The organism is Blastococcus capsensis (assembly GCF_030165005.1).
GTDB classification, from domain to species: domain Bacteria; phylum Actinomycetota; class Actinomycetes; order Mycobacteriales; family Geodermatophilaceae; genus Blastococcus; species Blastococcus capsensis.
Map to the genome: position 1 here is coordinate 20,596 of NZ_JASNNW010000035.1, position 6,565 is coordinate 27,160.

A 6,565-nucleotide genomic window follows, 5' to 3' on the forward strand; every position below is an offset into this window, starting at 1 on the left:
GATCGGCCGGGTCCACCGGTGCGCATGGCCCGGACGGCGGCCGGTCGCGTCCGGCGGGTGACCATGGGGGCACACCTCGTCCACACCGGGAGACCCCATGCCGCCGCGCAGCTCACCGACGCCCTCCGCCGTGGGGGACGACGCCGCCGTGCCGTGGTCCCCGGTCGGCCGGCACCTGGTGCACAAGGCGGCGGCCGCGGAGGTCCTGGTGACGGACTTCGCCGCGGTGGCCCCGACGCTCGCCGCGGTGGCGGCCCGGTGGCCGGCCGCGCACCCGCGGTACGACCGTCGCACCGGCACCGCGGGACATCTGCTGCTGCTGGTCGAGACCATCCGCCAGGCGGGCCTCTGCCTGGCCCACCTGCAGCTGGGGGTCCCGGTCGGTGAGCAGTTCATCTTCCACCGGATCGCGGTGCGCCTGGCCGCGCCCGTCGCCGCCCTCGGGACGACGGCACCCGACCGCACGGAGGCCACGGTGGAGCCGACCCCCCGCTACCGGGCCGGCCGGCCGACCGGTGCGGCGCTGGCCGTGCAGATCCGGCACGGCGGGAACCTCTGGGCGACCGCCGAGGCCGACTACTCCTCGGTGCCGCGCCGGGTCTACGAGCGGCTGCGTGCCTCCGCGCGGACCCGGGCGGCCGCCGACAGCGGGCAGCTGGTCCCGAGTCCGCGGGACGCCGGTCCGGGCTGCCGCACCGAGGCCGGGAGGGAACGCTCCCGCGTTCTCGTGAACCTCGCCGACCCCACGTTCTTCGACCACGAGGTCGACCACCTGCCGGGCATGCTGCTGATCGACGCCGCGCTCACCGCAGCGGCCGCCCGGGCGGGCAGCGGGGCCACGCTCGCGGGGGTCGACGTGACGTTCGACCGGTTCGCCGAGCTCGACCGACCCACCTGGGTGCGCACCGAGCCGGCGCCGGAGGACGACGGGCGGACCCTGGTGGTCGCCCTGGACCAGGGCCACGGACCCGTGGCCCGTGGCCGGGTCGCCCTCGGGTAGGTCAGGCCAGGGACGTCGGCCGCAGCTGCGGCAGCACCAGGGCCCAGAACCCGTCCAGCCGGCTGACGAGGTCACGCCGGGCGCTGAGCTCCTGCGACACCTGCTGCATGCCGAAGAAGCTGGCCACGATCACCTGTGCGGTGCTGACCGGGTCGGCCTGGGGGTTGATCTGGCCGCGTGCCTGGCCGTCGGAGATCAGCTTGGCCAGGGCGTGCTGCCAGCCCACGTAGGGCTGCGGCAGTTTGGCCATCGCCTCCGGCGGCAACTCCGACATGAGCCGCTTGGAAGCCCGGATGACGGGGTCCTTCGCGAACTGCTCCCCTGCCACGTAGGTGACGGCGACGAGCGCCTCCAGGGCGTCGTCGTGCGAGCCGAGCACCTCGCCCAGCATCACCGGCCAGGTCTCGAACATCTGGTGGACGACCGCGATCGCCACGCTCTCCTTGGAGGCGAAGTGCCAGTAGAGAGCGCCCTTGGTCATCCCGGTGCCGGCCACGATGTCGCTCAGCGACGTGGCTGCGTACCCGCGTTCGCTGAACTCCCGCGCGGCGATGTCGATGATCAACTGCCGGGTGGCGGCGCTGTCGCTGGCCCGCCCGCGGGCGCGTCGCGGCGAGGACGCGGTGCCGACCGGTGCCTCAGTCATCATCCGCCTCCCGCGGGACGCCCTGCCCCGTCTCGCGGGGCATCCTAGCCGTAGCCGCCGGGTGGACGGCCCGGGCGCGCAACGACGACGGCGCCGCCGGGAAGGATCTCCCGGCGGCGCCGGCCGCTGTACTGGTCCTAACCCGGGGCTTTCACGCCGGTCCGTGATCGGCCGGCCTGAGACATAGGAAAGGTGCCCCTGACCTGCAAGAATCGAGATTGTCTAGGTCTTGATCAACGCAGGAACCAGAGCACCTTTCTGGTAAAGAAGACTACCGGGCCGTATCCGGCGCTCACAGTCGATGGCGACGGGTCCAGCGTGGTGCCGCACGCCGGCGCGACGCTGCTGCTGCGGACCGCGCAGACCGTCCGCCTGCCCGCCGCGCTGTCGGACGCACTCGCGCCGTGGCGCAAGCCGCTGGCGATCCACGATCCCGCCAAGGTCGTGCTCGATCTGGCCGTGTCGTTGGCGATCGGCGGGAACTGCCTGGCCGACATCGCCCAGCTGCGGGCCGCACCGGAGGTGTTCGGGCTGGTCGCGTCGGACCCGACGGTGTCGAGGTGCATCGACACCCTGGGCGACGCCCCCGCTGTGCTGGCCGCAATCAACACCGCCCGGGCCGCCACCCGGACGCGGGCGTGGGCACTGGCCGGCGAGCACGCGCCCGACCGCGGCGCCGACGCTCACCGGCCTGTGGTGATCGACGTGGACGCCACCCTCGTCACGGCCCATAGCGAGAAGGAAGCGGCGGCGCCGACGTTCAAGCGCGGGTTCGGGCACCACCCGCTGTGGGCGTTCGACGACCACGGGGCCGCGGGCACCGGGGAGCCGCTGGCGTTCCTGCTGCGTGCCGGCAACGCCGGCTCGAACACGGTCGTCGACCACAAGAGCGTCATCCGCGACGCGCTCGCGCAGCTGCCCGGCGGCCACCGCCGCGGGAAGAAGGTGCCGATCCGCATCGACGGGGCCGGCGGCACGCACGAGCTGCTGGCCTGGCTGACCCGCCGCCGGCTGTCCTACTCGGTCGGGTTCTCCCTGCCCGGCGACCTGACCAGCATCCAGCAGAAGCTGGCGACGATCCCCGAACAGCTGTGGGAGCCGGCCTACGACGCCGACGGCCAGCCCCGTCCCGGCGCATTCGTCGCCGAGGTCACCGACCTGTTCGACCTGACCAGCTGGCCGCCGGGCATGCGGCTGATCGTGCGCAAGGAACGACCGCACCCGGGTGCGCAGCTGCGGATCACCGACGTCGACGGCATGCGGATCACCGCCTTCGTCACCAACACGACGAGAGGTCAGCTGGCTGACCTCGAACTGCGGCACCGCCGGCGGGCCCGCGCCGAGGACCGCATCCGCTGCGCCAAGGACACCGGCCTGGCCAACCTGCCGCCGCACGACCTCGCCCAGAACAGCATCTGGTGCGCGATCGTCTCCCCGGCCTGCGAACTCACCGCCTGGATACAGACCCTCACCCTGATCGGCCACGACGCCCGTCGGTGGGAGCCCAAGCGGCTGCGCCTGCGACTGTTCTCCATCCCCGCCCGGCACGCCCGCACCGGCCGCCGCCGACTACTGCACCTGGCCGCGACCGCCCCGTTCACCCAGCTCGTCCTGGCCGCGCTCGACGCCCTGGCGAAGCTGACCGCAGCGCCGCTGGCCGACACCGGCTGACTGCAGCACGACCCCGTCCCTATGACCCCAGAAACCATCCGGCTAGTGGAACCGGCGCCCACCCGAGCGACCTCGGACGAACCGTCACACCCAGATGCCATCCTCACGCCCACGCGGGACAAGAAGCCCGACGATCACCGAGATCCCGAAGTCGGCCGCGATCTGCTTCAGGTACTGGCCCGGCTCACGGTTGCGAGCGACGTTCACGACGTCGTCGCGGAACTCCTTGGGGTAGGGCTTGGGCACGGTGGACATCCTTCCAGCGGCACCTTTCGGCACCACAGATCAGATGTCACCTGCTCGTGCAGCAGTCCCCTCACGCCCATCGGTTCACGCCGCGTCCTTCACCAGAAACCGTGAAGAGCCAGCAACGCCGAACGTCTGTGGAATGAGCAGACCGACGGCGTCGTAGGCGTCGTCCTCGCGGGCTGCCGCAGCAGTCAGCGACCTCGAGGACGCATTTTCGCCGCCAACAGCCCGCAGATAGACAAGGCAAGGATTGCTATCACTGCCGGCACGAGATGCATACTCTCAGGCGCGGCACCGCTGAACGTGAGCGTCGCGAAGATAACCCACGCCGCGATGGACACGGCGCCGCTTGCCCTGACCGCAACGTCATCGACCGACACGACCAACGCTACTGCCGCTAGGATCGACAAGCCCAGAGCCAGGAAAGCGATCAGCGTGGCACCAATATTCACACCCTCGCCGGCGACTGCCGTTGCGACGGAGAGGATTACGAAGAGAAGCCATAGGGCAACCGCGATCCCGGCACTTGCAACGCCGATTTTCTGACCTTGACTCACGATGACTCAGATTCCCTTCTGAGCATAAGGCGGGGAGCTCCTTAAGCCAAGCGCCAAGGCAGTTCCCCGAAAAGTCGGACGCCCACCCAGTATACATTTGCCCGCTTATAGCAGAGTGCGCGGCCGTAGGCGCGCGCCGAGCCTCGGTACGCCCGGGCACAGGCCGTTCGCATGTTCGAGCGGAGGGCGTTATCACAGGCAGACCGAGAGACCCGCTTGGCGGCGTAGCAATTGTCGTGCCGAAAGCAGGCGCTCCTGAAGCTGGCACGGCCGTAGCGGTCTGGACTTGCTGTGCAGTGGAGCCCGGTTGGGTCAACGAAATTCACTGGGTCGCCCGCAGCGTACTGGTACCGGTTCGCGTTCGCCGGGTCAGCCAGGGTTTCGAGAGCGTCCTGCTGTGTGAAGCGGCCGGTGTTTGGGTCATACCAGCGTCGACCGAACTTCACTTCTCCGGTGGAGCGGTCCCGGAAGCCGCCGGCGAAACGGTACGGATTGAGGTTTGTCACCGTGTTGTCGGTGAGGTTGTTGGTTTCGGTGACCGCCCCGTGCGGGTCGTAGCTGTAGGAGGTCTGATGGAGGCCGTTGGTCTTGATTAGCGCGACCGGGGATCCCAGACCATCGAGGGCGTAGTAGCCGGTTGTTCCTGTCCAAGACTTGATGGCCAAGGGCGTGCCGGCGTTGTCGTGGAAGAAGTAGGCGGTGCCGTCGGCGGTGGTCAAAGATTCGAGGACCGGCAGACCGTCGTCATCCGTCCGCCCCCAGGCGTGGGTGTAGGTGGCGGGGCCCACCTGTGTGATGAGCTCGTCCTGCGTCGTGCCGGCGTAGGTGTAGGAACCCTTCGCGGTCCCAGAGCGGGAGACGAGCTGCTCGCTGCCGTTGTAGGTCGCAGTGGTGCCGTCCGGCGTGCCGGTGAGGTTGCCGGAGCCGTCGTGGGTGTAGCCGGTGTCGGTGAGCTGGTCGGCGTTGTTGACGGTCTGGGTCTGGACCACCACGCCGTTCTTCACGGTCTGCGTGCGGTTGCCGTTGATGTCATAGGTATAGGTCCAGCTGTCGCCGCCAGGGGTAGTCGCGGCGGTGAGCCGGTTGGCGTCGTCATAGCAGTAGCTAGTCGTCTGGCCGGTCAGGTGGTCGGTCTGGCTCCACTTCAGCTCGGTGTCGATGCCGGCCGCCGGTGCGGTGGCGCAGGATGCGATCCCGGGTGAGGCGTAGGAGTAGGACAGGTCGCTGACGCGGAGGGTGTCGTCAGAGGCTCGAGCGGTCCACACCCGAGCAGCCCGGCCGGCGGTGTCGTAGTCGGTGTGGGTGTGCGCGGCCCACGCGGTCTTGGCCGCATCGGTGGCGAACCACGTGTCGGTGCGCATCCCGTCGGTGTCGTAGCCGAAGGCGATGACCAGCCCGTCGGGGGTCTGCGTGCTGACCAGGACGTCCCGTGTGTCGTAGCTGTGATGGGTGGTCCCGTTGGCATCGGTTTCGGTCAGCAGGTTGCCGGCGCGGTCGTAGGTGTAGCTGAGGACGCCTCCGCCGGCGGTGTGGCTGCGCGAGGCCAGCCGGCCGAGCGGGTCGTAGGTGTAGGTCGTTGCACCGCTGGCGTCGGTGCGCTTGGTCAGCTGCCCGGCGGTGTTGTAGGCGTAGCTGACGGCGGGGGTGCCGTCGGAGTACTGCACTTCAAGAATCCGGTCGGCGGCGTCGTAGCTGTAGGTCTCGGTGATGCCGCGGCCGGAGGTGTAGATGGCGACCCGCCCGTAGCCGTCGTAGGTGAAGGACCGGACACCGAGGCTGTTCCCGGTCGGCGGAGTGATCGTCAGGAGATGCCCGGTGGCGGCCTCGTACGAGTAGCTGGTGGTTGCTCCCGAGGGCGAGACACTGGTGGCGATCGTCCCGTCGGGGTTGTAGGTGACGCTGGCCGTCGCCGTTGTGGCGTCGGTGACGGCCAGCGGGTTGCCGGCCGGGTCATAGTCGTAGACGTCAGTGTTCTCCTGAGCGTCCGTACCCGACGATGGCGCGTACGGGGCAGACGGGGCCTGGTAGTCGTACGAGTCCTGCGCGCCCGTCGCCACGGTGACGCCGGTCAGGGTCTCCGCATTGTTGACCGTCGGGTCGTACCCGAAGGTTGTCGTGCCCCCGTCGGCCGTTTCACTGGCGACGTCCAGGGCTGCGGTGTAGGTGGCCGAGGTCACCACCCCCGCCGGATCGGTGGTCTTAGAGCGTGTCCGGGAACTGGGCGTGTCCGCGCGGGCGGGAAGGCGGACTCCTGGTAGGGCGGTAGGTGTCTACGCCACCACCTACCAGGAGTCCTGGTGTCATCTTCCCCGACCTGCACGTGTGCGTCCTGCCCGGCCAACAGCACCACCGGTAGCGACCGGCGATCGGGGCTTCCGCGCTGCCAGGTGTATCCGTCCTCGGCGACCACCGACGCCCAGTGGGCGCTCATCGAGCCGCTGC

General features: G+C 69.7%; 6 protein-coding genes. 2 read left to right on the plus strand and 4 right to left on the minus strand.

The window, feature by feature from the left end; translation table 11 throughout:
- The first annotated feature begins 97 nt into the window (after positions 1 to 97).
- Complete coding sequence (locus QOZ86_RS20325; RefSeq protein WP_284493790.1) at positions 98 to 1,000, plus strand: ScbA/BarX family gamma-butyrolactone biosynthesis protein; 903 nt, start codon at positions 98 to 100, stop codon at positions 998 to 1,000.
- Position 1,001: 1 nt separating this feature from the next.
- Here QOZ86_RS20325 and QOZ86_RS20330 read toward each other — a convergent pair whose 3' ends face one another.
- Entirely contained in the window at positions 1,002 to 1,646 is a 645-nt protein-coding gene (locus QOZ86_RS20330) for a ScbR family autoregulator-binding transcription factor (protein ID WP_284493791.1), read from the minus strand.
- A gap of 258 nt (positions 1,647 to 1,904) precedes the next feature.
- Here QOZ86_RS20330 and QOZ86_RS20335 point away from each other — a divergent pair, with 258 nt between their 5' ends.
- The gene (locus QOZ86_RS20335; RefSeq protein ID WP_284493796.1) at positions 1,905 to 3,317 is read left to right on the plus strand and encodes an IS1380 family transposase; all 1,413 of its coding nucleotides are present in this window, start codon (positions 1,905 to 1,907) and stop codon (positions 3,315 to 3,317) included.
- Between the two features lie 84 nt (positions 3,318 to 3,401).
- Here QOZ86_RS20335 and QOZ86_RS20340 read toward each other — a convergent pair whose 3' ends face one another.
- The 3 genes from QOZ86_RS20340 to QOZ86_RS20350 all read right to left on the minus strand — a co-directional run bounded on the left by QOZ86_RS20340 (position 3,402) and on the right by QOZ86_RS20350 (position 6,300).
- Entirely contained in the window at positions 3,402 to 3,563 is a 162-nt protein-coding gene (locus QOZ86_RS20340; RefSeq protein ID WP_284493792.1) for a hypothetical protein, read from the minus strand.
- Positions 3,564 to 3,757: 194 nt separating this feature from the next.
- The gene (locus QOZ86_RS20345; protein ID WP_284493793.1) at positions 3,758 to 4,123 is read right to left on the minus strand and encodes a hypothetical protein; all 366 of its coding nucleotides are present in this window, start codon (positions 4,121 to 4,123) and stop codon (positions 3,758 to 3,760) included.
- Between the two features lie 41 nt (positions 4,124 to 4,164).
- Positions 4,165 to 6,300: an RHS repeat-associated core domain-containing protein gene (locus QOZ86_RS20350; RefSeq protein WP_284493794.1), complete on the minus strand. Its 2,136-nt coding sequence runs from the start codon at positions 6,298 to 6,300 to the stop codon at positions 4,165 to 4,167.
- Between the last annotated feature and the right edge of the window lie 265 nt (positions 6,301 to 6,565).